Origin of the sequence: Viridibacillus sp. FSL E2-0187, from assembly GCF_038006425.1 — a bacterium.
Taxonomy (GTDB): domain Bacteria; phylum Bacillota; class Bacilli; order Bacillales_A; family Planococcaceae; genus Viridibacillus; species Viridibacillus arvi.
Genome location: NZ_JBBOVG010000001.1, coordinates 231,602 through 256,055, shown reverse-complemented (window position 1 = coordinate 256,055; position 24,454 = coordinate 231,602). Strand labels below are relative to the sequence as shown.

At 35.8% G+C, this 24,454-nt stretch carries 20 protein-coding genes and 1 other annotated feature; of the genes, 6 read left to right on the top strand and 14 right to left on the bottom strand.

Annotated elements, in window-relative coordinates; genetic code table 11:
- Positions 1-10: 10 nt before the first annotated feature.
- Positions 11-1,231 carry a metallophosphoesterase family protein gene (locus MHH85_RS01150; RefSeq protein WP_340705707.1) on the bottom strand — a complete coding sequence of 407 codons (1,221 nt, stop codon included), beginning with the start codon at positions 1,229-1,231 and terminating at the stop codon, positions 11-13.
- A gap of 178 nt (positions 1,232-1,409) precedes the next feature.
- Here MHH85_RS01150 and MHH85_RS01145 point away from each other — a divergent pair, with 178 nt between their 5' ends.
- Entirely contained in the window at positions 1,410-1,595 is a 186-nt protein-coding gene (locus tag MHH85_RS01145) for a YhzD family protein (protein ID WP_193737444.1), read from the top strand.
- 43 nt (positions 1,596-1,638) lie between these two features.
- Here MHH85_RS01145 and MHH85_RS01140 read toward each other — a convergent pair whose 3' ends face one another.
- Complete coding sequence (locus tag MHH85_RS01140) at positions 1,639-2,421, bottom strand: enoyl-CoA hydratase (RefSeq protein ID WP_193737445.1); 783 nt, start codon at positions 2,419-2,421, stop codon at positions 1,639-1,641.
- 31 nt (positions 2,422-2,452) lie between these two features.
- Complete coding sequence (locus tag MHH85_RS01135) at positions 2,453-4,150, bottom strand: FAD-binding dehydrogenase (RefSeq protein ID WP_340705706.1); 1,698 nt, start codon at positions 4,148-4,150, stop codon at positions 2,453-2,455.
- 713 nt (positions 4,151-4,863) lie between these two features.
- Positions 4,864-5,097, top strand: a binding site (T-box leader).
- Positions 5,098-5,177: 80 nt separating this feature from the next.
- Here MHH85_RS01135 and MHH85_RS01130 point away from each other — a divergent pair.
- Together MHH85_RS01130 and serA are read left to right on the top strand one after the other, a co-directional pair.
- Positions 5,178-6,335, top strand: a complete 1,158-nt coding sequence (locus MHH85_RS01130; protein WP_340705705.1) for a pyridoxal-phosphate-dependent aminotransferase family protein — start codon at positions 5,178-5,180, stop codon at positions 6,333-6,335.
- Positions 6,336-6,337: 2 nt separating this feature from the next.
- The gene (gene serA, locus MHH85_RS01125; RefSeq protein WP_340705704.1) at positions 6,338-7,924 is read left to right on the top strand and encodes a phosphoglycerate dehydrogenase; all 1,587 of its coding nucleotides are present in this window, start codon (positions 6,338-6,340) and stop codon (positions 7,922-7,924) included.
- A gap of 252 nt (positions 7,925-8,176) precedes the next feature.
- Here serA and MHH85_RS01120 read toward each other — a convergent pair whose 3' ends face one another.
- The 4 genes from MHH85_RS01120 to MHH85_RS01105 all read right to left on the bottom strand — a co-directional run bounded on the left by MHH85_RS01120 (position 8,177) and on the right by MHH85_RS01105 (position 12,170).
- Positions 8,177-8,965 carry an HAD family hydrolase gene (locus MHH85_RS01120; RefSeq protein ID WP_340705703.1) on the bottom strand — a complete coding sequence of 263 codons (789 nt, stop codon included), beginning with the start codon at positions 8,963-8,965 and terminating at the stop codon, positions 8,177-8,179.
- A gap of 168 nt (positions 8,966-9,133) precedes the next feature.
- A complete protein-coding gene (locus tag MHH85_RS01115) occupies positions 9,134-9,742 on the bottom strand; it encodes a hypothetical protein (protein WP_340705702.1) in 609 nt (202 codons plus the stop codon).
- 180 nt (positions 9,743-9,922) lie between these two features.
- A complete protein-coding gene (locus MHH85_RS01110) occupies positions 9,923-10,750 on the bottom strand; it encodes a DUF2785 domain-containing protein (protein ID WP_340705701.1) in 828 nt (275 codons plus the stop codon).
- Positions 10,751-11,036: 286 nt separating this feature from the next.
- Positions 11,037-12,170 (bottom strand): glycerate kinase, encoded by a 1,134-nt coding sequence (locus tag MHH85_RS01105; RefSeq protein ID WP_340705700.1) that lies wholly within the window; start codon positions 12,168-12,170, stop codon positions 11,037-11,039.
- A gap of 126 nt (positions 12,171-12,296) precedes the next feature.
- On the opposite strand from MHH85_RS01105, the gene MHH85_RS01100 reads away from it, so the two are divergent.
- Complete coding sequence (locus tag MHH85_RS01100; protein ID WP_340705699.1) at positions 12,297-13,376, top strand: CdaR family transcriptional regulator; 1,080 nt, start codon at positions 12,297-12,299, stop codon at positions 13,374-13,376.
- A 43-nt stretch (positions 13,377-13,419) separates the two neighbouring features.
- Here the strand turns inward: MHH85_RS01100 and MHH85_RS01095 are convergent, their stop codons facing one another.
- Positions 13,420-14,934: a coproporphyrinogen III oxidase gene (locus MHH85_RS01095; protein WP_340705698.1), complete on the bottom strand. Its 1,515-nt coding sequence runs from the start codon at positions 14,932-14,934 to the stop codon at positions 13,420-13,422.
- A gap of 279 nt (positions 14,935-15,213) precedes the next feature.
- Here MHH85_RS01095 and MHH85_RS22225 point away from each other — a divergent pair, with 279 nt between their 5' ends.
- Positions 15,214-15,486 (top strand): protoglobin domain-containing protein, encoded by a 273-nt coding sequence (locus MHH85_RS22225; protein WP_368539284.1) that lies wholly within the window; start codon positions 15,214-15,216, stop codon positions 15,484-15,486.
- Positions 15,487-15,644: 158 nt separating this feature from the next.
- Here the strand turns inward: MHH85_RS22225 and MHH85_RS01090 are convergent, their stop codons facing one another.
- The 3 genes from MHH85_RS01090 to MHH85_RS01080 form a co-directional block, all read right to left on the bottom strand.
- Positions 15,645-15,989 (bottom strand): YlbF family regulator, encoded by a 345-nt coding sequence (locus MHH85_RS01090; RefSeq protein ID WP_193737455.1) that lies wholly within the window; start codon positions 15,987-15,989, stop codon positions 15,645-15,647.
- 21 nt (positions 15,990-16,010) lie between these two features.
- Positions 16,011-17,153, bottom strand: coding sequence for a DUF445 domain-containing protein (locus tag MHH85_RS01085; protein ID WP_340708108.1), 1,143 nt, complete (start codon positions 17,151-17,153; stop codon positions 16,011-16,013).
- A gap of 96 nt (positions 17,154-17,249) precedes the next feature.
- The gene (locus MHH85_RS01080; protein WP_340705697.1) at positions 17,250-17,639 is read right to left on the bottom strand and encodes a ferritin-like domain-containing protein; all 390 of its coding nucleotides are present in this window, start codon (positions 17,637-17,639) and stop codon (positions 17,250-17,252) included.
- Between the two features lie 70 nt (positions 17,640-17,709).
- Between MHH85_RS01080 and MHH85_RS01075 the strand changes: the two genes are divergently transcribed.
- Positions 17,710-17,913, top strand: a complete 204-nt coding sequence (locus tag MHH85_RS01075; protein ID WP_038189043.1) for a YheE family protein — start codon at positions 17,710-17,712, stop codon at positions 17,911-17,913.
- 304 nt (positions 17,914-18,217) lie between these two features.
- On the opposite strand, the gene MHH85_RS01070 is transcribed toward MHH85_RS01075, so the two are convergent.
- The 3 genes from MHH85_RS01070 to MHH85_RS01060 form a co-directional block, all read right to left on the bottom strand.
- Positions 18,218-18,979: a hypothetical protein gene (locus MHH85_RS01070; RefSeq protein WP_340705696.1), complete on the bottom strand. Its 762-nt coding sequence runs from the start codon at positions 18,977-18,979 to the stop codon at positions 18,218-18,220.
- A 20-nt stretch (positions 18,980-18,999) separates the two neighbouring features.
- Positions 19,000-22,809, bottom strand: a complete 3,810-nt coding sequence (locus MHH85_RS01065) for an AAA domain-containing protein (RefSeq protein ID WP_340705695.1) — start codon at positions 22,807-22,809, stop codon at positions 19,000-19,002.
- Between the two features lie 212 nt (positions 22,810-23,021).
- Positions 23,022-24,290 carry an MFS transporter gene (locus MHH85_RS01060; protein ID WP_445684118.1) on the bottom strand — a complete coding sequence of 423 codons (1,269 nt, stop codon included), beginning with the start codon at positions 24,288-24,290 and terminating at the stop codon, positions 23,022-23,024.
- Positions 24,291-24,454 lie beyond the last annotated feature (164 nt).

Below are 24,454 nucleotides of genomic sequence, written 5' to 3'. Positions count from 1 at the left end.
TACTTCAAACTTAAAGTTTCTTTGATACTAAGTTTTTAAATAAGTCTTTTGTTTGTGCCGAGATTTGCTCCAAATCTAATTCAGATAGAGGTTCTAGATAACGGCCTCCTCTAGGATGCTGATAGAGATCTTTCAACTTTTCCTTCCATTGCATTTCGTCCCAACTATCAATAACTTGAAGTACTGCTTCTGTTGCAACAGTAGGATCATATTCTATGAAATCTTGCCAATTGACGTGAACAGACTGTACCCAGATCGCAGGAGACTTCAACTCTTCTCTCTCTCGTATCAATTCAAGCCATTCTTCTAAAGTACTTTCTTCAAATAACATCTTAGCGCTAGGCTCTAATTGCACAAGCTTTAGTTCTACAACACCTGCGCCATTAATTTCGCGAAATTGTTGCAACGACTTTTCACACGCTTGTAAAATTTCATTGGCGTGAATAAGGCCATCACAATTAACTTCAAATTCATCGTAAACAATCGCTGATGTCGGTACAAAATCCAGGTTTGTACGATGCTGATCCATCTCTACATCATAAAAGCCTTTTATCCCCTGCTCTTTACGATGGCGACTTTGAATATTACCCGAATAAACAATCGGTGGATGTTCATTTATTATTTGTCGTAAATGAATATGCCCTAGTGCCCAATAATCATATTGTTTCGAAAGTAAAGCTTCTTTTGTAAACGGCGCATAGACATCATGAGTTGTATTCCCCATTAAGCTTCCATGGAGCATTCCAATATGAAAGGCCTCCTTATTTGTAGCAACTGGATATGTATTTATCATAGGATCCGTCACATGCCGATCAGGATAACTAAAGCCATATATATGAACAGCAGTATCTCGAATTTGCAAGGTCACTTGCTTTGTTTGCTTTGGTAGTACATGGACATTGGGAGGCAACTCGAAGCGTGTCCATTTCCCATTCAGATGATCATGATTTCCATAGCTCAAAATGACTGGTATATTCTTATCACAAAGTTGTTCCATACCTTTTTGGAAATAAGCTTGTGCACGTAAACTACGATCTTCTCCATCATATATATCGCCAACAATGACAATAAAATCTGGCCGTTCTTTTACAGCATATTGGATGAATCGATCAAATGCTGCAAATGTGCTATTACGAAGTTCCTGTAAACGCTCCTTTGGGAGTGCCGACATCCCTTTAAATGGGCTATCTAGATGTAAATCAGCAGTATGAAAAAATCGAATAGTAGACATGGTTTTCTCCTTTAATAGATGCGAATATTTGTTCTTATTTTATCACAAAATTCCGGTAATTTATAGCAAAAGCTCTATCATAACTGATAGACTACTATTAAAATCCCATTACTGATTTGTATGTTTTTTCTGACTTTTCTAGTATAATGAATACACATTCATAAAAAGGGTGATGAATATGAAAACGTATCGGTTTACAGCGTTCGAAAAATCAGGTAAAACACTTTTTGACGAAGCGTGGGAGTTTGCTGATGATGTAACTGCCAAAGCTCAAGGGCAACAACAAGTTGAAGAAAAAGGTTTGGCGGATCAAACACATCGCTTAGTAAACTCTGCTGGTAAATTAATATTGTTCCATTCATAATGAAAATGCCTTTCACAAAAGTTACATTGTGAAAGGCATTTTTTCACTGTCCGTTGAAAACCGGTGTGCGTTTTTGTACGAATGCTTGAATGCCTTCTAAATGATCCACCGTTTTACGCATTTTTGATTGCGCAGAGGCTTCCATTTTGAGAACATTCGATAGCTCTGCACACTTTTGTGTATGCAAGATTTCCTTTGAAGCGATCATTGCAGCAACTGGTGATTGTAACAATTTTTGCGCTAATAAATCCGCCTGTTCAGAAGCTTTCCCTTCAGGTACTACTTCATCTACCAAACCTAGTTTTTTTGCTTCAGGACCCGGTAATACGTCACCTGACCAAATCATCTGTTTTGCAAGCGGTGTGCCTAAACGCTCCTTCATGAAGAAATGACCTGCACCATCAGGTATAAGACCAATTCCAATGAAATTCATCGCTAGTTTACTAGTTTCTTCAGCAATGATTATGTCACTTGCTAGCGTTAAACTAAAGCCTAAACCTGCAGAAGCCCCGTGAACTGCTGCAATTGTTATCATTGGCAACATATAGATAGCCTTAACAAAGCGTGTAATATCAACCATTACTTCGTCAATATCCATCGGGCTGCCCTCATTCAGCATCGCTTTTATATCTCCACCAGCTGAAAATACTTTTCCTTCCCCTTTAATAATGAGTACTTGTATATCCCCATCATCATTTAACGCTTCAAAGCAATCAGCTAATTCTCTCATCATCACTTCATTCATAGAATTCATCGCAGCTGGCCTGTTCAAAGTCAACGTAGCCAATCTACCATTCTTCTCTAGTTTTAATGTTTCAAATGTCATTAAAAACACCCCTTTGTTTAAAAATGAACAGTTATTCATATATATTAATATTCTCTATTTTCTCTAGAACACCTTTATTTTTTGAAAAATTATTATTTTTTATATCTTTCAAAACTCCACGCCCTGCCTGTCGACCGCTAAATAAACATCCTCCTAAAAAAGTTCCTTCCAATGCTCTATAGCCATGAACGCCTCCGCCACCGAATCCAGCCACTTCCCCAGCGGCATACAGCCCTTCAATCGGCTTCATCGATTCATCTAACACTCGGCCATCTAAATCTGTCTGTAGACCACCTAAAGTTTTACGTGTTAAAATATTTAGTCGAACCGCTATCAAAGGTCCCTTACTGGCATCTAATAGTTTATGTGGTTTAGCAACACGAATGACTTTATCCCCTATATAATTTCTAGCTCCGTGAATTGCTTTTACTTGCAAATCCATCGTAAATTTCTTATTTATCTCGTCATCACGTTCTTTTATTTGTTCTTCAATATGTTCAATATGAATTAATTCATTTCCTGCAATTTTGTTCATACCATTCACTAATTCTCTTAAATTATTAGCCACCACAAAATCTGCTCCATTTTCCATAAATGCTTTAACAGGTTTTGTCGGCCCAGGTAAAATACGTTGAAGCACTTTCCTAATATTTTTTTCAGTTAAATCTGGATTTTGTTCTGATCCTGACAATGCAAATTCTTTTTCAATAATTTTCTCCGTCAATATAAACCAAGAATAATCATATCCAGTTTTTTGAATAGCCTCCAACGTGCCAAGGGTATCAAAACCTGGAAAATTAGGAGCTTTAAAACGATTTCCTTCAGCATCTAACCAAAGTGAAGATGGTCCAGGTAAAATGCGAATACCATGATTTTGCCAAACGGGATTCCAATTTTGAATTCCTTCTGTATAATGCCACATTCTATCTTTGTTAACGATGCGACCTCCTACACGTTCAGAAATGGCTAGCATTCGCCCATCTACATGTGCAGGTACTCCAGAAATCATTCGTTCTGGAGCCTTCCCTAAATTTTGTGGCCAATTTTTTCGTACCAACTCAATATTAGCCCCAATTCCACCACTTGTGACTATTATGGCCTTCGCTTTATATTCAAAATCGCTAATTGAATCGCGTGCACTTTCTTCTCCACGTTTAGCACTACTAGGCACTAAAACCTTCCCCTTTACTCCATTTACAGCATTAGTGGAAGTTATCAACTCATCTACTTGATGACGTGGTTTATAGTCTACGAGCCCAGTTTTAATAGCGGCCTTTAATTTTTCTTCAAATGGCTTCACTAATCCAGGACCTGTTCCCCATGTTATATGAAAGCGAGGAACTGAGTTACCTTGACGTTCTGCCCACCCTACAACAGGAAAGAATCTAATACCTAAACTTTGCAACCATTCGCGTTTTTCCCCTGATGCAAAATCAACATATGCTTTTGCCCATTTTATAGCCCAGTAATCTTCGTCTTTCTCTCTGTCAAACTTTGCAAAGCCTAGCCAATCTCTCCAAGCTAAATCTTTTGAATCCTTTACACCAAGACGACTTTGTTCTGGTGAATCAACAAGAAATAATCCACCAAAAGACCACCAAGCTTGTCCGCCAAGAGAAGCTTCTGGCTCTTGATCAAGTAATAATACTTTCTTTCCCTGATCCGATAATTCCGCTGTTGCTACGAGTCCAGCCAATCCTGCTCCTATGACTATCACGTCATAATCCATAACACTCACCCTCCCCTACTGATAAAGTGAATAATAATTCGTTCCATTATATTTCTTCACCTAATGTTTAAACACCTCTATTTACAATAAATGTAGCTTAGGAATTAGAATTTTTTTAAAACATGAGTTATGAATATCTAAATTGTTCAGTAATAATTCATGTAAATCATTAGGATAAATTATCTTTTCCCCTCAAAGATATCTTTTTTTTGATCTTCATTTTGCGTATGTAATTTAATTTCTCTCAACAACTTTAAAACTTTCCGTTTGATATTGTGCTACATTTTTAATTTTCACTAAGAAAATCTGAATTACCTATATTCCGAACGATTGACTGTTTTAACAATTAAATTTCAAACTAGCGCTTACTATTTTCGAACAATAATTTGAAAAGACATGCCTTTTCATGAAAACGCTTCACTTCATTACACTAATATCATAAATCTTCTAGAATATGCATTCTATATAGACTTGTAAAAAAATGTATTAGCAATATTAAAATGCAACTATCATAATAACCAGTTCTAAAAACACAAATTCCGACTCTTAAGTGTCCTCCCCAATAATACGAACTTTATTTATATAATAAGATTATTTTATTCGGTTTTAAGTTGATTAACCCCTCATTTAAACCTAATTTATATTAATTTTTTAAAACAATGTTGACATTAACCGAATATAGCATTAATATTGATTTAAATTTAAAACACAGAAAAAATATGATGACGGAGACATGCTTCCCGATTTTGAAATCTTTAGAGAGCTAATGGTTGGTGAAAATTAGCGGTTTCAGCGGCAGGTTCCACTCCCGAATAGATAGGCTGAACATTCCAAAGTATGCCTATACGAATCATGCACGTTACGCATATAGCAAAGACTGTCCTTTTAGAGTGGACAGTAACCCAAGGGTGGTACCGCGTCTGTTAATTTAGCCTTTCGCCCCTTACATAATCTTATGTAAGGGACGGAAGGCTTTTTATATTTTCAAATACTTTAATTGTTTTTCAAATAAGAGAGGAGATTTAACATGTTACAAGATTATCAACTATTAAGAATTCCAGGTCCAACTCCAATTCCACCAAGCGTAGAACGCGCTATGGCACAACCTATGATTGGTCACCGAGGTTCCGAAACATCTAAAATGATCCAAAACATTAAACCGGGTTTGAAAAAAGTGTTCGGTACAAAACAAGATGTTCTTATGATTACAGGTAGCGGTACATCTGGTTTAGAAGCAGCAATCGTTAATGTTGTAAAACCTGGTGATAAAGTGTTGGTTGTAGCAACGGGTGTATTCGGTCAACGTTTCACAAAAATTTGCCAAGCATATCAAATTGACGTTGAAGAATTTGCCGTTGAATGGGGTACATCGTTAAATCCAACAGCGGTAAAAGATTACTTAAAAGAACGCCAAGATATTACTGCTGTATTCTCTACTTATTGTGAAACATCAACAGGTGTTATCAATCCAGTTGGCGAATTAGCAAAAGCAGTTCATGAAGTATCTGAAGCACTTGTAATTGTTGATGGTGTATCTTGCATGGGCGGCATTGAAACAAAAATGGACGAATGGGGTATCGATGTTCTAGTAACTGGTTCACAAAAAGCCTTTATGCTTCCTGCAGGCTTAAACTTTATTGGTGTGAGTGATCGTGCTTGGAAAATCATCGAAGTTAACCCTAAAAAAGGATTCTACTTAGATTTAACAAAATACCGCGATAACATAGAAAAAGATACAACACCATTCACACCAGCTTTATCTTTACTATTTGGTCTTGAACAAGTACTTAAAAATCTGGAAGCTGAAGGCTTTGAAGAAGTATATAAACGTCATGCATTAATGCGTGATATGACACGTGCAGCATTTAAAGCACTAGATATTCCACTATTTACAACAGATGCGGATGCTTCTCCAACAGTTACCGCTGTTAAACCAGTCGATTTTGATGCTGAAGCATTCCGTAAAGTACTAAAAACTGATTTCAACTTATCTGTAGCAGGTGGCCAACAACACTTAAAAGGACAAATCTTCCGTGTCGGTCATATGGGCTACTGCGCTCCAACTGATGTGCTACAAACATTGGCAGCAATTGAAATTGCACTTGTTAAAATTGGTAAAGAGATTGAACTTGGAAAAGGTTTAGCAGCAGCACAAAAAGTTTATCTTGAAGGAGCGAACAACTAATTATGGCTATTAACATTTTAATCAGTGACCCACTAAGCGAAGATGGTATTTACCCTCTTCGCCAAGAAAAAAAATTAGATTTAAATATCGTTATCGATACTGGCTTAACTCCAGATGAGTTAAAAGCTAAAATTAATGACTTCGATGTATTATTAGTTCGTAGCCAAACAAAGGTTACTCGTGACATCATAGAAGCTGCTGATAATTTAAAATTAATTGGCCGTGCTGGTGTTGGCGTAGATAACATCGACCTTGATGCCGCTACAGAAAAAGGAATAATCGTAGTAAATGCTCCCGATGGTAATACTAACTCTGCAGCTGAACATACAACTGCAATGATTATGGCTCTTGCTCGTCATATTCCACATGCACATATGTCATTACAAGAAGGTCGCTGGGATCGAAAAAAATTCGTAGGCGTTGAATTAAAAAATAAAACATTAGGTGTTATCGGTTTTGGACGTATCGGGCAAGAAGTGGCACACCGTGCAAAAGGTAATCGCATGGATGTTATTGCTTATGACCCATTCTTAACTGCTGAAAAAGCTGAAAAACTAGGAGTAGACTTCGGTTCAGTTGAAGATGTAGTTAAAGTAGCTGACTTTATCACAGTCCATACACCTCTATTAAAAGAAACAAAACATATGATTAACAAAGAAATCTTTGCATTAATGAAAGACGGCGTTCGTATCATCAACTGTGCTCGTGGTGGAATTATTGATGAAGAAGCTCTCTATGATGCTATCGTAGAAGGTAAAGTAGCTGGTGCTGCCCTTGACGTAATGGAGGAAGAACCATTTGTAGGAAACTGCCTATTAGAATTACCACAAGTCATTGCAACACCACACTTAGGCGCTTCGACTATTGAAGCACAAGAATCAGTTGCAGTTGACGTAAGTCATGATATCCTAAGCTACTTCAATATTGGTACTGTTCGAAATCCAGTAAACATGCCATCTATTCCTAAAGACATTATCGCGAAAATCGAACCTTTCTTCGATCTTGGTGAAAAACTAGGTGCTTTCGTGTCTCGCCTATCAGATGCGGCAGTGGAAGAAATCAATCTATACTTCGCTGGTGAGTTAGCTAACTTCGACGTTCGTCCGTTAACAAACAATACTGTTAAAGGATTATTAAAACGTAATTTAGGTAACCACGTAAATAATGTAAATGCACGTTACTTAGCTGAACGGAACACAATTAAAATTAACGAACATAAAACTACTACGGCAAAAGGTTTCTTAAACTCAATCACTGTTGAATTAGTTACTTCTACTGAAACGCATAAAGTAACAGGAACTCTATTAAACGGTCTTGGTGCTCGTATCGTTAAAGTAGATGAATATGTAATTGATGTTGTACCAGAAGGCCACTTACTATTTATCAAACATACTGATAAACCAGGGGCAATCGGCCGTGTCGGAACACTATTAGCAGAAAAGGATATCAACATCGCAACAATGCAAGTTGGTCGTTCAAACCAAGGTGGAGATGCCATCATGATGTTATCAGTAGATAACCACATCGAAAACGTCGACTTCCTAAAAGCACAAGACAACATCTTTGATGCAAAAACTATTGATTTATAATAAATGCTGAAGGCGCTCGTCCAGTGGAAGATAGCCTAAGTTCGCCACGTCCTGTGGCAACGGCTACCTGACCAACATCCTGTTGGCCTGAATCAAAAGCATCACTTCAGCTTTTGACCGAGAGACTTCACTTCACATGTATCTCAAAAAACAACCCGATCCTTTAAAGGATCGGGTTGTTTTAACTCGTGTGTTTAAATGAAGCTTCAAAAAAAGCCGTCTAATAAAAAATATAGACAGCTTTTCGAAGTATTAGACTGTTTTAAGTAGAGATATTAATTCACGTAATGATTTAATCTCATATGTTGGAGTAACATCTTTTATTGGTGCTTTTTCTTCACGATTAATCCAAGCAGAACACATATTAACACGCGATGCTCCTAAGATGTCGGTCATCAAATTATCGCCAACCATAATAGCTTCTTCCGCTTGAATGTCAGCAACTTTTAAGACATGTTCGAAAATAGAAGCATCCGGTTTACCACGACCAAAATCACCAGAAATAACGATATGATCAAAGTAAGGAGCGATTTCAGGTGTAATTTCTAATTTTGTATGCTGTAAACTTGGTGAACCGTTTGTTAATAATATTAATTTAAAGTTCCCTTTTAATGTATCCAGTACTTCAAATGTTTCTTCATAAACAAAAGGACTTTGCTTACGCGCTTCGATAAAATAATCCCCTAGTTCTGCTCCAAGTTCCTCATTATCTATCCCTAATTTAGCTAAACCTACTGTCCAAGAATCTTTACGATAAGTTGGAACTACTCTTTTTAATTGTTGAAATTCATCTGTTGGATCATCAAAGGTTCCCCAAAGACCTTCAAATGGGTTAATGCCAATCATTTGTGTATATTCATATGTAGGGTACGATGCATAGAAATTGCGTGCTGCTTCTCTCACTGTTTCTTCAAGGTCAAAAGGATTAACTGTCACCTGCTCAGCTGCCTTTTTACAAGTAAGTTCAAATGCAGTCGCAATACTTTTCTTATCCCAAAGTAAAGTATCATCTAAGTCAAATATCACCGTTCGAATGGCCAAAATAATCGTCTCCCTCATCACAATAAAAGTTTAAGTATTATCACTATCCTAGCATATTTCAAGCTACATATAATAAGAATTATTAAAAATTAGTCGACACTGCACTTCCAATAATACAAAAAGGTCATTAGCTTGATATTCTTTGCTAATGACCTACTATAAAGTGTTTCAATTTTCTTCACCAATATCATCCAATGCATCTGGATAAATTATTTCACTAAATATTTTATCATTTTTGGAGTCTTTCATTTTGACAGTAACCTTCAAATCTTCCTCAGCTGTTCCGTCAAATACTTGATAGAACATACCTGCAATACCTAAAGAGAATACCGCAAAACTATCGAAGCTATTTTCAAACTCTTTTTTATCTACGGTTATTATAAACTCAGAGAAATTACTGTTATTGCTAATCTTAAGAACAGAAGGTATTTCCGAATCTTCTTCAATTTCTTTTACATTTGAAGCTGTACTCTCCTTCATTTCCTTAATCAGAGTATCGTGCTGCTCACGTGACATAATGTAGGTCACAGAACCATCACTGTTCTTTTCAACTTTTATATATTGCTTTTTTTCCTTGGCATCTGCAATAATTGCATCTATATCTTCACCTTCATAAAATGAAGCTGGGACTTTTATTTCGATATTCATTAAGTCTCGATTTACTGCAACGTCACTTTTATCTTGCTGTTTATTCTCTGCTATCTCACCAGATGAGCAGCCTGAAATCACTAATGTGCTAGCGATTATTCCGCCTGCTAGTAAAACTTTGAAATCCATAACTCCCTACCTTCCGAACATATATTTCTCAACAATTGTAACATATTACAGGTAGGCATTTTAGGTTAATTATATTATTTTTGATAGTATTCGCTTACTTATGGGCATTTTATCTCAAATAAGAAAAATTATAATACAGTTTTGTTCTGTGTAAAATGCGATACAAATTTGAAAAATTACTCAACCAATTTCTGTCAAACAGCGTTCAATTTTTCTTTCGATAAAAGCATACTTTTTATCCGTAGACGCTATATAATAGAAGCTTTTTAAAAACATCTTGCAATTCGCTTGCAGAATAACAAACTTCTTAGTAGATGCTTTCTCTTTTTGTTTGGCTAAAAAAGGCGGAATCCGCTCGAAAAGTCCTTTTGCTATATCAATAGATAATCCATTTTCAAGCATCGTAAGTATCGGCATGATTACTCGCTCATCCTCATTTGAGAGATACACTGCTTTCGAAGTGAAAATCTTATTCACTAAAGATTGAAAGATTTCATCATAATCGGCTACTTTTAACTTTGGGTTCTTTACTAGTTCATCCACTGCATACGCAGTATTTGCAACACTATGAGCCCACCCCTTATTTGTAACATACCCCCTAATATCTTCTTCCAAATCTAAATATGTAACTAACTTGTCCTTTACTTTTCCAATCATTTCTTCTGTCAAAAAAGGATGCTGTAAATCTTGATTTAATAGTAAAGCAATTAATAATGCTGTGTAGGAGCGTTTAAAGACACTATCCACGCCATTTTCACCAATTTCATCAAATAAATAAACGTCACTAAGAGCAGTATTTAGCATATCTATCATTAGTTCTTCAGATAAATGCCCGTTATGAATTAGTTTCCAAAATGCTTGATAAATTAGTTCATCGCGAAGTTCAACATCTGTTGACCCTATATGCTCCATCATCGAAAACACATAACGATGTTCAGCTACTTCTGCCCAACTCTTCTGACCACTTTGCAACTCTAATAGTAGACTTTTTACTTCTTTCTCATTCATAGCTACACCACCTTTAGTGATAATTCTCTTTAGTTAACATATTCACTGGCGATGCTATTCATGATTAATCTTTATTATTCCAATACTTATATACCATAAAATTTTTAATAGAAGGAAAAAGTCCTTAAGCTATGTCTATTGAAAATAAATTTCATCTCTTCTTATGAACTATTTTCAATTACTACTTTAATAGCACATTCAAACATACTAAAATCTCAACCTCTACCATCTAGTAAAAGAAAGAGTACACATAAGAAGATTACTAGAAATACTCTGTGTTACACTTCTATACTTCTTTTATGATTTGTTTTACCATCTCAAACGTCCTCCTCCTTAAATGTATCGCTGCATTTTGAATTGAATCTTGCTGTGTAATTGATTCATTTACTACGCTTGCGATTGCCAAGAAATGTTCAGATAGCGATGCATAACTATCATTGTCTACATAACCTGAAATTAAGGCTACTGGGATTTGCAATTCTTTTGCCACATTAGCGACGCCGATGGGTGCTTTCCCTGAAAGTGTTTGAAAATCTGATTTTCCCTCTCCAGTTATAATCAAAGATGCTCCTAGAATTTGACCTTGAAAATCAATTGCTTTCATAACGACTTCTATCCCTGGTTTTAATTCTACTGGAAAAAACGCTAAAAATGCTCCACCTATTCCGCCTGCAGCGCCTGCACCAGGTTCATTATGCAATGCAACACCTGTCATAGCTTCGATTTTATTAGCTAATATCGTTAAATTATCATCAATTCGTTGCACCATTTCTGGTGTTACTCCTTTTTGTGGACCAAAAATAGTAGTCGCCCCATTCGTCCCTACAAATGGATTATCTACGTCACATGCGATAACGAACTCAGATATCTTTATTCGTTCATCGAAAAATGAATCATCAATTTGATGAAGAGTACTAAGTGCTTCTGCACCAAGTTCTAATTCTTTTCCGTCAATATTTAAAAATTTCATACCAAGTGCATTGAGCATTCCAGTACCGCCATCGTTCGTAGCACTTCCCCCAACACCTATAATAAATTTACGGAACCCTGCATCTAATGCATGACGGATTAACTGTCCAGTTCCATAAGTTGAAGCGATAAGTGGATTTCTTTCATCGTTCGTCAAAAGAGTTAAACCGGACGCCTTTGCCATTTCAATGACACAAGTCTCTCCATCCCCTAAAACGCCGTATTCAGCTTCAACAAGTCGACCTATTGGATCTTGTACCTGTAAACTAATAATATGACCATTTGTAGCTTCCAGTAGTGGCTCTAGTGTTCCCTCCCCCCCATCTGCTACAGGTAATAGTACAGTTTCAATTTCTGGATTTATCTCATGAATAGCAGCTACCATTGCTTTTGCGGCTTCGATGGCTGTAAGTGAACCCTTAAAAGAGTCAGGACTAACAACGATTTTCAAAACAATCCCCCCTAAAATAAAACGCTTACAATTATTATAGTGATAATTTCAGTTTTTTACATTATACTTAACGTATAAATTCCTTGTATTATAACAACTAGTTTTTATACACGTCGGAGGAAAATTATGATATCAAAACAGTTAGCGAACCAAATAGTAGAACAGACCATGCTACGTTTGCACCGCAATATAAACGTTGTACATACGAATGGACGAATTTTGGCTTCAGGAGATAGATTACGTGTAGAAAGTATACATGGAGGGGCTAGAATTGTTGCAGAAACAGAAAAAACGCTCATTATTACTGAGGAAAATAATCATCTTTTTCAAAATGCAAAACCTGGTATTAACTTGCCCATCTTCTTTCAAAATGAGCTTGTTGGTGTAATTGGCATTACTGGTAATCCAGTCGATATTGCAGAATGGGCACCGCTCGTTCAATTAACTACTGAAATGATGGTTCACCAAGCGCTTATAGCTTCTCAAACTGAATGGAAACGTAAATTGCGTGAAGCGATTTTCGAAGATTTGATGACTCAACAGCCGTTGCAAAAAGCAATGAATGATCGGTTATCTAAAATTGGCTTCTTTCATGCACCCCCCTTTTATGCGATAACATTGGATGCCGATCCTAAATTAACAGCATACCAATCTTTTGTTGAACATATGGAAGATTTTTTCATTCATGAGTCTGTCATCTTTGGCAAATATCAAGTAAATGAGCATTTCATTTTAGTATCTGGTATGGATGCGAAAGCGATAGTAAATAAATTAACGCTATTGTTAACTCAAGTAAAAAAATATTTTAATGTCAAAATTGGCATTGGTCAACCAGTTCAAACATTAGAAAAAGCATTTAACTCTTATGAAATGGCGAAAAACGCCATTGAGTATGGTGACGGAAAAAAACCGATAAACTTTTTTGAAGAAGTTGAAGTTTTTTCCTTACTAAAAAAAAGTGATTCTCAGGAAGCTTTGCTATTCACGAACCGTACATTAAATGGTTTAAATAATAAACTTATACATACGTTGGTTGTTTATTTTTCAAATAATCAACAGCTTACAATTTGCTCTGAAGAACTAGGTATTCACCGACATACACTGACATATCGCTTGAATCAAATTCATGAATTGACTGGTTATAATCCAGCCATATTCCAAGAGGCAATCATTCTTCAGATCGCCCTTTGGTTAAGAAATAAATAAAAATAGGTGAGCATCTCTTGGATAGAGATACTCACCTATTTTTTTATATTAATTCGGTTTCTTCTTTATAAAGTTCATCCAAAATTTCTAGCTTTTTATCAATAGCATCTTCAAATGTCATAATATAAGCTGCTGGATCTTTAGGGTTATGGAATTGAGTAATCTTGCCTGTTTCTGCGTTAACGAATTTACTTGAAGCTCCACAACCAAGTCCTATAATCGTTTGAACTTCTTCCATAATCACGATGTTATATATACTCTCTTCACCTTTTTTAGAATATCCAACGTTTTCAAGATTCCCTAAAATATTTTTTTGGCGATATAAATAATACGGCTCGTAGTTATTATTTGCAGTCCATTCATGTGCACGATGCATCATTTTCTCAGCTGTTTCACGGTCTGCAACTTTATATTTCTGTTTGTTATGCGTCATTTCTGAAGCACGTTTAAATGATAGCGTATGCACAGTTAGTGATTCCGGTTGCATTTTTTCTGTTTCAACTAATGAGTTCTCAAATTCATCGAGACCTTCATTTGGTAAACCGATAATTAAATCCATATTAATATTATTCATTCCCATATTACGAGAAAGCCAGAACTTATCAATTGTCTCCTGGACTGTATGGTGGCGTCCAATCGCCTTTAATGTTTCATCTGTATAGGATTGTGGATTAACACTAATACGGTCAATTCCCCATTTTTTCAAGACTTCTAATTTAGCAGGCGTAATTGTATCTGGGCGTCCAGCCTCCACAGTTACTTCTCGAATCGATTCAGCATGTGGGAATGATTCATACATCGTTTGATATAATGCATCCATTTCATCTGCTTCTATTGAAGTTGGTGTTCCTCCACCCCAATAAATAGATGTAATTTTCATATCACGTTTCTTTAACCATTTACCCATCTCACGAATCTCAATATGAAGTCCGTCTAAAAACGACTCTACTCGTCCATTTTTACGATGGATAGCATACGCGGGGAATGTACAGTACGCACATTTTGTAGGACAAAATGGAATCCCAATATAAATACTTACTTCATTACCTATTGTATCTAAATCTGGAATAGTCGTGAGTTGACGATCTACGATTTTTTTCATTAGAGTTATTTTTTCATCTGATAGTCTAAATTCTTCTTTTAACTTAGTATGAATTTCTAAATCAGTTAATCCACTTTTTCTAAATTTATGGTACAGCTTTGTAGGACGTATACCCGTTAAGATACCCCATTTCTGGTGAATACCCGTCAGTTTTTCAAGTGTGTCTAAAAGCACATGAGATAATGCTCTCTTCAACCGAATATTTTGTTCCTTTTCATTTGCTTCATCCGTGTACTCTTGAACAAATTTACTCTTATACGTTTCACCATCTGAATGTAACTCAGCGGTTGTTGTTACTGTATGATCGGCATCTATATGCCATTCAAAATAAACATTTAAATCTGTATCTTTTTCCGTTTTCGAAACTTTCGAATCCTCAAAAAACAAATTTGTAATATGATTGAAGACACGCACCCAATCCTGAGGGTAATCTCCATTAATTCCAAGGACTTTCATATCATCTATTCACTTCTTTCGTTTTTACTTTCATATAAAATAGAAAAACTCTAAACTATTCTTACTACAATGTTAAAGGAGCGAGTAAATTGTCTTTTCTCTCAAGAAAGTAAAAGCCTATAAATTCATCTGTAGAAATATTAGTTTCTCAAGAACTTAATAACATCGTTATATCTAAATCTCTCAACTGATTCAGTTATATACAGATGGATATGATCCAGTTAACTAAAAATGACTTAGCTACTTTTCGCATTATGAAACCTACTCTAGTCAAAAAACATTGAATCCATTGTAGCAAAGTTTTATGAAAATCTCGAAAAAGAAAATTCATTAGGTAAAATTATTAATCAAAACAGTTCGATTATCAGTTTAAGAACTGCTTTGAAGGGCCATATTTCAGAAATATTCAATGGACACATTGATAAAGAATTTATGAAGAAACGTTATAAACTCGCTTTTGTCCATGCAAAAGTTGGATTTGAACCGGTATATGAGTGCTTTCCACGATTAACTCAATGTCTTTTTCTCAATTGTACAACAGAGTCAGTTTAATCATGAGGAACAACTTAAAATTATTAATGATATAGCCACAGCAGAATTCTGAACGCATCCATAACGCGACTAAAAATTTTAACTGCTATGTAATAAAAAACTCGTACTGCTAGTTAACAGTACGAGTTTAAAATAATTTCTATATAGTATTACGTTAATTAGATTTCTGCGTATAGTTCTTGAACTGGTTTAATCAAAGTACGAGTTACTTCTTCAATTAAACCACTTAAAGCCATTTCTGATTGAAGCATTTTTTCTATCTTACTATTTTGTTGAGCAAGTTGAGCAGTTTTTCCAGCGTAAGTTAACTCATCTTCTTGGATTTGTTCGCCTTTTGCTTGTTTTTCTTGTAAATTCAATTGAACTTTACGGAAGTTTTGGAACAATGTTAGTGCCTCTGAATCGTTTTTCACTTCCTCAACAGCAGCTTTTAATGCGTCAAATTCTGCCGTTTTACGGAATGTTGCTTCTAACTTGTTAATGTCATTATAAATGTTAATCATTTTAATACCCTACTTTCAATTTTAATTAATCAGCGTCATGATAATACCTTGAACAATCCCAATAATACCACCAAGTACGAAACCTAATACTGTAATCATTTTAAATTCTCTTTTTGAAATGCCCAGTACTAAATCCTCAAGTACTTCAACAGGGAATGTGTCAACTTGTTCACGTACTACTTCTTCTAAATTCAATCGTTTTAAAACATCTTCCAATTTCACTTCTGCTTGTACAAAAGCATTGTCAACTACCTGTGGTACAACATTTTGTTGCATCCAGTGGGCACCATTTGTCCAATAATGCACAATTGGCTGGTCTAAACGATTTTCAATTTTCAATTCATTCTTCACATAGCTTTGAACCGCTTTAGTAGTCGAATTAAAATCTAAATCGCCAACTAGTTGAGTAACCGTTTGGTCTTGCAATTTAACCCATTCATTCGTTAACATATTCGAAACGAGCACAAATGTGCCATCTGCATTAAGAAATTTTTTAATTTCTTTTTGAGCTTTGTTAACTATTGATGAAGAATCACCTAAGAACATTTGAATCATGCCACCAAGCGTTCCTTTAGTATCAAGGAAATCATCAATTAATCGTTTAATCGTTTGATAGCCTTCTTCTGATTCAAAATAAACATCGCCTTTATTTAAAATATAACGAGCGATATCCGGAATTTTCGTATTCGCTTTCTCTTGCCATCTTTCAGGTAAAAGTTCGCGAACAGTTTTTGTAGATAGAACATTTTGTACTTTATCTACTTGGTCAATGATTAGAGCATCAACTTTTTCTTCAATCGCTAAGTGGATATTTTCAACACCCGCTTGCTTCAGCCAGTCGTTGATTGTTTTATCATCTGTAAACAAAGTTGTTTCTATTTTTTCATTTAACCATTGTTCAATTTTCAATCGAATATCATTTGAAAAGAACTTTTTACGGAAAGTCTCAGGTGTGAGTAAATAGTTCACTACTGTTTTTCCTAGTTGTTTTGCTAAATCATCTCGGCGTTTTGGAATTAAACCCGGTGTAAAAGGGACACGCCAAGATCCAATATAAACTGCTTTATAAGGCCTAAAGAGCATTTTAATCGCTAAATGATTCGTAAAACCACCAATGACTGCTCCAATGACCGCCATGAATAGTATTGTTACGAACACACCCATATTCTTCACCCATTTCTTCAAAAACTCTCCTACATTATAACAGACAGTCAAGTAGGTGAGAATTAATAGCTATTGAAGTTAGGGATTTCATACTATTTATAGTGCATTGTAAATTGTTGAAAAGCGAATCGCATGCTCCATATCATCTTGCATAGCGATAAAAAATGGGTATTGTCCTTGTTGAAGAGGAGTATTTAAGAACATTTCCTTATATACATCCGTATTTTCAAGCTCTTCCCCGATAGCTTCTTTCGCACAGGCCTTAAGATTTTTGCATGGTGGTCTTTTCGTTAAATTTTGTACATATTCTCCAGTCATCATATAATAAAGTTGTTGGAACATCTCATAATGGCACTTCTCGTCTGTTATTGCATGCTCGATATAAGATTTCCATGTAGGATCCTTCGTCAGCCCAAGCATCGATTTGTACCAAAAATACATCTGATATTTAACTTGAATCGCTTTCTTTAGCTGTTCTTCAAACATACCGCCATCTCCTATACGCTTTTTCACACTATATGCGAACGGGACCGGCACTATGAAAAGGGGTATACATATGATTCAACATTTCAGCTTTAAACCATTATTTGAAAATACAAAATTACCCGGCTGGCAGATCGCCTTTTTCTACAAGCATCAACGATACGAAGGCGAATATAAAAAAGACGGCTCCATCATCTGGTCAGGGTCAATACCACCAAATGAAGAAACCGTAAAAAAAATGATACACGAACTAATGCTTTATCATGTATATGACTAATTAAATGCTGAAGGTGCTCGTTCAGCTGCGAGGTCGTTGGAAGGCGGAAGCCAAAGTCGCCCTTTGACTTTGAGCGCCCGACTGAAACGACCCGAGCCGCTAGCGCCTGAAGCTGGATATCTTATTAAATGCTGAAGCGGCCCGCTCAGCCCTGACAAGCACTGGAAGGCTCGAATCAAAAGCACTCATAAAATCATCGATTACTTAACTACAATTAAACATTTATTCCACAAAATAAAATAGCATTATTATTAGAAAACTCCTCCAAGGAGCGTCTAATAATAATGCCTCTAACTTATAGCAACTAAACCTTCAAAAACTCTTCTCGCCACATAACAACTTCTTTTTCAACTAGTAGCTTCTCCAATTTATCATCCCAATGAGATAACAATGTGTTCCATACTCGAACGAAAAGAAGGTCCTGTTCACGATTGTATAAGATAAATTCAAGACAAGGTACATCATTAATCTGACGTGCTTCTTTTGATAAAATATCAGTAATGACCGTTTGTTCTTCACCTTCGTCTTCAGATGGACGGCTATTTTGCAGAACTTCTATTAACTCTTCCTCTACAAATTTCAATGTCTCCTCAGGTTCCTCTAAAGCATATCGAAATAGATCTGGTAACTCGTCATACTCATCCATCTGATCAATTTCCGCAGGCAAAAATGCTTCGTGACAAGCACTGTAAAGCAACTGTTGTGTTTCTATTTCTTGCTCTTCTTCAAATACGCCATTTTCAAGTTGGATTTTGCCTTTAGATGTTAAATGATAGTATTTCTCTCCTCTTTCAATTAGCCCTGTTTTCGTTAAATTTATGAGGAGGTCTTGAATGAAGAGATCCTCTACTAATAGTAATTCACCCAATTCGCTAGCATTTGAAATTTCAGCTTGTTGGAAAGTCAGTAGCATCATTTTCATCAATATATCCATCTTCAAACGCTTTACTGGTTGATAAGTGACATCAATTGATTGCACTGGCACGCACCAGTTGGAGGATTTTAAAATCTCTACTTTACCATTTTGTAAGACTTCTCTTTTCAATCGTTTTTCTAACGCTTGCATACTTGGCTCTCCTTTCCATTTTACTGTTTCACATTTCCGTCTTGGTCACGGAGGCCTTTTTGTTCTTTCACCGTTTCTAATAGTTGACTATACATATCTCGCGCATGTTTCTGCTTCGCTCTCTGTGTAAACATTTCTGTACTACCTACAAGAATTAGTAGCTCCCTCGCACGCGATAGCGCTACATTTAATCTACGATAATCATTGGCGAAACCGATATCTCCGCCTTTATGTTGTGTATTACGAACCATACTCACGATAATAACATCCATTTCCATCCCTTGGAACTTATCAACAGTACCCGTACGTAGATGTAAATGTTGTAGATTTAGTTCTTGTTGAATAAGGCGGTCAATTTTCTTAACCTGCTCCCCGTAAAAACTTATAACACCAATACTTTTGCGTTCATCTTGTTTTATTTTCCCTGCCGCTTTAGCCATTTCAGTTGCATGATCTAGATCTAATAGCATATGGCGAATCGTATCTAATTCACCTTGATTGAAACGACTTTTACCATTTTTCATTTGTTCTTCAAAATAAGGCTTTTCATTTGGCATATCTAGCCATAATAAGTGATCAGCCCGTTTTACATAATGCCCCTCTAGGAAATGATCTCGAACGTTATCTGAATCGATTAGACCACATTGCAGTTGGTCATCTTCATTTTCATAAAAAGGAGTGATTGTCTTCATAATATCCTCATGCATACGATATTGAATAGCTAGCATTTGTTTATTATCTCGAGGGAGGTTTTTGAAAAGGCGTTCGAATAAAGACTCTTTTAATAATTTTTTTAGCTCAGCGCTTTCTTCTAGTGCGTCACTCTCTTCTATAATCGCCTTTAACGTTTCCTCTAGCGTATCGTCTCCAACTAATGGTGGTAGCTGATGATGATCTCCTACAAGAATAATTTTTTTCCCTTTTAACATTGGTAACAACAATTCTGGTGGTGTTGCTTTTGACACCTCATCGATAATAACAACATCAAATGTTGGATAATTATCCATAAATTCTTTTCTTGCGGAAGCTACACATGTTGTCCCAATAACATTGGCATGTCTTACATACATTTTTCGAATTTCATCTAAATCATGTTCATTAGCTTCTTGTAGTAATGTATACCATTGTTTTTGTAGTGCTTGTTTAATAGGTAACTGTGCTTTGTTATGCTGGAGTTTTGTTATTTTTTCTGCCAGCTTTTTAATAGCATAATCTGCTTGTAATTGTTGGTCCTCAAAATCTTGCTCAAGGATTTCTTCCAAAGCTTTTAAATCCTTTTCCTGCTTTAAACCTTGTGAATTAATCTCTTGAATTGATAGTTTCTTTTCTTCAAGGTCACTAGCTATAGTAGTTCTTTCTTCCATTAACTTTTGGTGCTGTTGCTGCATTTGGTCTAACTGAGGGATGGTTCGTAAAACTACTTGGTGGGTTGATTTAACATGCTGCAATTCTTCTTCTAATTTGTGTAATATTGCGGTTAGTTGCTCTGAATTGCTAGAGTTAGGTACGTCAGACAAGTTTAACTTTAATTGGTCATATCGTTTTTGGAGTTGGGCTTGCTTATCTTTTAGTAGCATCCCTTTATTCGTTAAAGTACTTTTCTTTTGCTGTGCATTGGCTAATACTTCAGTTGTTTGTTTAATCACTTCTCGCTTGATCATCTCAAATAATCTAACAGCTTCTTGTTTTAATTGTTGTAGTATTGTACCTTGTTCCCACACAAATTTTCTTCTTAAATAAAGTCTTTCTAAATGTGGTTTTAACTGTGCAGGGTTTACAACTTTTTGTGTTATTAAAAACTGCTTCATATGATCTATCGCTTCATGCACTTCACGGATCGAATAAGATGAATAGCTATCCTCGGGCCGTGCATTAATTTGTTGCAAAATAATTTGAGCAACATGCCCCATTTGCATTTCTACATAGTCAATTGCTGCTTTCAACTTATTATTTACAGCCATCCAATCATGATAGCTTACCATTTGGTTTTTAATTTTCTCTAATGCATTAATCTGGCGTTCAATGATGAAACCCATTGGAATGTCGTACTGTTTCATAAAATCAGTGAGTTCATCAACTTTAGTAAAGTCTTTTAACTCATGTTGCAATTGATGAAGTTCTAAAATATTTTTTTGCCAAGTCATGTATTCATTACGAGAATTGTTTAGCTCTTCGTTAACAGCAGCCAATTCTTCTTCAGCTTGACGGAACAGCAATTGATTTCTAGTTTTTTCAATTTCATTGGCTAATCGATTAGTCCGTTCAAGTAATTTTTCACTGGATTCATTCGTTTCAAGAAAACGCTCTAACTCTTCTACCTTCGATAAGACTTGTTCGTATTTATTGGCTACTTCTCCAAAATGTTCTTCAAGGTCTCGAAGCTCTCTTCTATAAGTACCTAACATTTTTTTTAGTTTTTGAACTTCTTCAGCTATTACTTCATAATCGAGTTTTGCCTGTTGTTGTTCTACTATTTTTTCTTTTATAACCACTAGCTGAGCTTCTAATTTTTGAAGTTCTTCCTCACATGTCACTAATGTTGCAGTAAGCTCCGTTTCTTGACTAGCATGTAACGTTAACTCCTGCTCAATATCTTGTAACGTTTGCTCTCTCCAATATTCCGCTACATTTTCTTCAATGAATTTCTTGCCTTCTTCTTCAATACTTTCTGTTCGACCAAAGCGTAAAATACGAATGTCTTTATTTGAAAGCAGTCGACTTAATGCATTATCAACAGCTAAATTAGACTGAGATGCTACTAATGTACGTAATCCTGCCTTCGCATTTTGCTGACAAATTTCTGAGATAACGGTTGTTTTACCAGTGCCCGGTGGACCTTGAATAACAAATAAATCTTCAGCTGACATTGCACCAATTACAGCTTCTTGCTGAAATTCATTTAATCGGTTATGAAACTCAAGTTTAGCTCGCTTTTTAGGTGATTGAATTCGAGGTCGATCTTCAAATAATATCTTTTCCAAATTCGCATTTGCAGCTAAGCCTTTTTCTAAATCTGCAAAACCTCTACGTAGTCTTCGAATCTGACTTAAAGTAGCAAAGTTACTAAAGATGACTTCCTTTGTTTTTGGTTTTAGCTGATTTTTTCGAAGTTGCTCCCTTATATATGGACGTAGCTCAATTTCTACTGTTCTATTCGAGCGATTCACTTTTAATACTTCACCAAGTTCATCGCGAGAGCCTTTAAATTTCGCACTTAATCCCTTAGCTTTATTCCATTCATTATCCTTTAAACCACTACAATTTAGAGTCATGCGACTGAAGTCTTCATTGATCGAAAGCTTTGAGAAGGATGCTGTCATATCCTCTATCGTGGCGTCGCGTTCTTGAATTTTCAAATAGCCTTCCCAGCTAGAAATACGTTTTCTAACATATTCTGAACGTTCTTCAGCTATTGGCAACTGGCGGATTTTAGAATGGAGTTCAATTGGCAATCCTACGGTATTCTTAGGGGCTGTCACAAACTCTAACTGTGTAGCAAATCTTCTATTTGTACGAACAGGGACTCTTGAACTGATAACACGGAAATTAGTTGCCAGTAGTCCTTCATATTTAACAATACAATTCATCACTGCAACTTGACTATCTAGCTTTTCAGCAAGGTTTGCATTTGCTACATTGTCAAAATAAATTGTAATTGCTGTCTCTCCTTGTGCAGAATTGCTCATTCTTTCAATATGTACTAAAAACGATTTTTGAATATGAAAAAAAGCATGCTCATCTTTTGACCATGCTAAAATTCCTTCACGTGCTTTGTTTGTCATGATTAGGTTTGTACGCACCGTTTCAATTTTAGCTACTACTTGTCCCATGAACATATCTTCCTCTCTTCGAAATTGGTTCACTTTTAAAAACACTAATTTCTATAATAGCAGTTTTACCCTCGTATTAGAATTTTCGAATGTTAGAAAGGCGATGGTAATTGATGTATTACGTAATAATTATTGAAAGAACTATAAAAAACACCTACTAGTCGCTTTAATATCACGCACAACTAGTAGATGTTCTTTTTTCTTAAGTTTTTTTATGCCACCGCGAGTTTTTTATTCCGCCCAAATACAAAATAAAAATAGGTAGAAGCAATCAAATACAATATTCCTGTTATTGTAAAAGTATATGCATAACCCCAATAGTGCCCGTACTTCGTAACAAAAAAGGCAGCTGGCAATCCCATTGATGCCCAGCCGACTTGGAATACCATCTGATTGACCGAATTCCCTAACCCTTTATATTTATCATGCACAATTTCCATAGCAATAGCCGATTGGATCGGGTTCGCTGCATTCATCAATGCTTGACGGAATAAAAAACCAATCGATGCTACAAATAAAGAATTCGTAAACGCTGTTAAAAATAAAAACGGAATGGATAAAAACTGAAATATGATAATAGCTCTAACTTCTCCTACACGTTTAACTAATGCAGGGCCAATCAACATTGCAACAGCTGTCATTGCAGATCCTAGTGCTAAAATAAGTCCTATATATGTATTGGTTGCATTAAATCGATTAGCGAAATACAAATTTAAATATGGAATGACTAGCCCAGATCCTATACCAATAATCAATTGAGCTACCCCAAATAGTACAATGATTCTTATATTTTCTTTGAAGCTTGCATTTTTCTCTGATACTTTTACGACGTCTTTAATTGAAGCCACTGTTTCCATGGCGACTTTCTTTTCCATCTTCAAGCGGAACAATGGAAACAATCCAATGACGAAAAATGCGACCCCACTATATAGTGATACCCGAATTCCTTCAACAGCTGACAAATTCATAAGAAAGCTTGCGCAGTCAGCCACAACTCCACCAAGTAAATTCCCAATAAAACCGGCAATTGTCATGATTGAAAAGTGAATACTAAATAATTTCATTCTTTCAGAAGCCTTGGAGTTTTCAGCTAAAAACGGTACGCCTGAAACTTGAGCTACTGCCCATACAATACCTGTTGCGAATGCTGACCAAAGCATCGGTTGTTCAACAGTGACAATACTTCTATAAAAAAATGTAATTGCTGTTAATCCTGTTCCGATAATAAGCGCCCACTTACGTCCAAATCGATCACTTAGAAGACCGGCTGGAATTAGCATAATAGCTGTTGCTAACGCTGTCATCGCAATAACATTTCCATTAACAGCTTCCTTCATACCTAATTCCTTAATATATAAATTGTACATTACACTGAATATGCCCATTCCAATTTGAATTAGTATATTCCCAACCATGAACAACTTTATATTTCGATTAAAAGATTTGATACTATGTAACCAATCTTGCCACCAGTTCAGGATCGACACCTACTTTCACATAGCTATTTAATTCGTCTCCCTAAATATACGAGTATCGGCAAAGATTTGCAATAGCTTCATGCTTCAAATACACTATTCTTAATAAAATAAACTCATTATATTTCTTGATTCGGAGGAAACGTTTATATGCCCGAAGTAGTCTATTA

Excerpts from the sequence above, each read along its gene's own strand:
- MHH85_RS01150 (WP_340705707.1), bottom strand. The coding sequence starts at position 1,231 with ATGTCTACTATTCGATTTTTTCATACTGCTGATTTACATCTAGATAGC.
- MHH85_RS01145 (WP_193737444.1), top strand. The coding sequence starts at position 1,410 with ATGAAAACGTATCGGTTTACAGCGTTCGAAAAATCAGGTAAAACACTT.
- MHH85_RS01140 (WP_193737445.1), bottom strand. The coding sequence starts at position 2,421 with ATGACATTTGAAACATTAAAACTAGAGAAGAATGGTAGATTGGCTACG.
- MHH85_RS01135 (WP_340705706.1), bottom strand. The coding sequence starts at position 4,150 with ATGGATTATGACGTGATAGTCATAGGAGCAGGATTGGCTGGACTCGTA.
- MHH85_RS01130 (WP_340705705.1), top strand. The coding sequence starts at position 5,178 with ATGTTACAAGATTATCAACTATTAAGAATTCCAGGTCCAACTCCAATT.
- serA (WP_340705704.1), top strand. The coding sequence starts at position 6,338 with ATGGCTATTAACATTTTAATCAGTGACCCACTAAGCGAAGATGGTATT.
- MHH85_RS01115 (WP_340705702.1), bottom strand. The coding sequence starts at position 9,742 with ATGGATTTCAAAGTTTTACTAGCAGGCGGAATAATCGCTAGCACATTA.
- MHH85_RS01110 (WP_340705701.1), bottom strand. The coding sequence starts at position 10,750 with ATGAATGAGAAAGAAGTAAAAAGTCTACTATTAGAGTTGCAAAGTGGT.
- MHH85_RS01100 (WP_340705699.1), top strand. The coding sequence starts at position 12,297 with ATGATATCAAAACAGTTAGCGAACCAAATAGTAGAACAGACCATGCTA.
- MHH85_RS01095 (WP_340705698.1), bottom strand. The coding sequence starts at position 14,934 with ATGAAAGTCCTTGGAATTAATGGAGATTACCCTCAGGATTGGGTGCGT.
- MHH85_RS01090 (WP_193737455.1), bottom strand. The coding sequence starts at position 15,989 with ATGATTAACATTTATAATGACATTAACAAGTTAGAAGCAACATTCCGT.
- MHH85_RS01085 (WP_340708108.1), bottom strand. The coding sequence starts at position 17,153 with ATGGGTGTGTTCGTAACAATACTATTCATGGCGGTCATTGGAGCAGTC.
- MHH85_RS01080 (WP_340705697.1), bottom strand. The coding sequence starts at position 17,639 with ATGTTTGAAGAACAGCTAAAGAAAGCGATTCAAGTTAAATATCAGATG.
- MHH85_RS01075 (WP_038189043.1), top strand. The coding sequence starts at position 17,710 with ATGATTCAACATTTCAGCTTTAAACCATTATTTGAAAATACAAAATTA.
- MHH85_RS01070 (WP_340705696.1), bottom strand. The coding sequence starts at position 18,979 with ATGCAAGCGTTAGAAAAACGATTGAAAAGAGAAGTCTTACAAAATGGT.
- MHH85_RS01065 (WP_340705695.1), bottom strand. The coding sequence starts at position 22,809 with ATGGGACAAGTAGTAGCTAAAATTGAAACGGTGCGTACAAACCTAATC.